The 1,755-nt window shown below is 70.8% G+C and carries 2 protein-coding genes; both read left to right on the forward strand.

All coding sequences use genetic code 11. The features are described from left to right. Positions 1–366, forward strand: a 366-nt coding sequence (locus ACEN88_RS30870) for a type VI secretion system baseplate subunit TssG (RefSeq protein ID WP_413345869.1), incomplete at its 5' end; no start/stop codon positions are given. 53 nt (positions 367–419) lie between these two features. Then, on the forward strand, positions 420–1,755 hold a 1,336-nt coding region (locus ACEN88_RS30875), incomplete at its 3' end, for a heavy metal translocating P-type ATPase (protein ID WP_413345870.1).

The following is a 1,755-nucleotide window of genomic DNA, read 5'->3' on the forward strand; positions in this document are numbered from 1 at the left end:
ATCGTCGGCACCAACGCGCTGCTCGGCCGCCGCGCACTGCTGGGGGAACGCAGCTGGCGGCCGGACCTGCGCGTGCGCGTGCGCATCGGCCCCCTCGACCGTGCCCGCTACGATCACTTCCTGCCCGGCGCCCCGGGCGCCCGCGCGCTGCGCACCCTATTGCGACTGTTCGCCGTGCCGACCCTTGCCTACGACATCGTGCTCGTGCTGCGCCAGGCCGACCTGGGGCCGGCGCAGCTGGACGGGTCCGGGCGCCGGCTCGGTCTGGACAGCTACCTGTTGTCGGTACCCGCCGCGGCCGACCGGGCCGACCTCTGTTACGAACTCCGCCCGCTGGATCCGCTGCCCGCTTTACAATCCGCTTGACCTTCCCATTGTAGGAAGGCATATCCTGTACTGGTAATGACAGGAGGATACCCATGGCGATCGATATCGACATCAGCGGAATGACGTGCGCCTCGTGCGTGGCGCGCGTCGAAAAGGCGATCAAGGCCGTGCCGGGCGTGCGCGACGCGAGCGTCAACCTGGCCACGGAACGCGCGGCCGTGCAGGGCGAGGGGCTCGACCTGCAGGCCATCCTGGCCGCCGTCGAGCAGGCCGGCTACACGGCGCGGCCGACCGGGACCCCGAAGGCGGAAACTGCGCCGGGCCTGCCGACGTGGTGGCCCGTGGCGCTGGCAGCGTTACTGAGCCTTCCCCTCATCGCGCCGATGCTGCTGGCACCGTTCGGCATCGACTGGATGCTGCCCGGCTGGCTGCAATTGCTGCTGGCGACGCCCGTCCAGTTCTGGCTCGGCGCGCGCTTTTACCGCGCGGGCTGGAAGGCGCTGCAGGCCGGCGCCGGCAACATGGACCTGCTCGTGGCCATCGGCACGTCGGCCGCGTATTTCCTGTCGCTCTGGCAGTTGTTGAATGCGGGCGGACACGGCCACCTGTACTTCGAATCGGCCGCGGTCGTCATCTCGCTCGTGCTGCTCGGTAAATGGCTGGAAGGCCGGGCGAAGCACCAGACCGTCGCGGCGATCCGCGCGCTCGAGGCGCTGCGGCCTTCGGAAGCCATCGTCCGGCGCGACGGCCGCGACACCGTCATGGCACTCGACGCCCTGCGCGCCGGCGACCTGATGGTCGTGCGGCCGGGCGAGCGCGTGCCCGCCGACGGCAAGGTCGTGGAAGGCGCGAGCCACCTCGATGAAGCGCTGCTGACGGGCGAAAGCCTGCCCGTGGCGAAGGGCGCGGGCGACCGCGTGACGGGCGGCGCCGTCAACGGCGAAGGCCTGCTGCTCATCGAGGCGACCGCGGTCGGCGCGGACAGCATGCTGGCCCGGATCATCCGCATGGTCGAGGATGCGCAGGCCGCGAAGGCGCCGATCCAGCGCCTCGTCGACAAGGTCAGTGCCGTGTTCGTGCCCGTCGTGCTGCTGATTTCCCTGGTCACGCTGCTGGCCTGGGGCTTCGCCACGGGCGACTGGCAGCAGGCATTGCTGAATGCCGTCGCGGTGCAGGTGATCGCGTGCCCGTGCGCGCTGGGTCTCGCCACGCCGACCGGCATCATGGTCGGCACGGGCGCCGCCGCGCGCCACGGAATCCTCATCAAGGACGCCGAAGCGCTGGAGACGGCGCACGCGTTGCAGATGGTCGTGTTCGACAAGACGGGCACGCTGACGGAAGGCCGTCCCCGCGTCGTGGCACTGGAAGGGGACGACCCGCCACGGCTGCTGGCGCTGGCCGCGGCCGTGCAGCAGGGCAGTGCGCACC

The organism is Massilia sp. CT11-108, assembly GCF_047302915.1.
Taxonomy (GTDB): domain Bacteria; phylum Pseudomonadota; class Gammaproteobacteria; order Burkholderiales; family Burkholderiaceae_D; genus Telluria; species Telluria orientalis.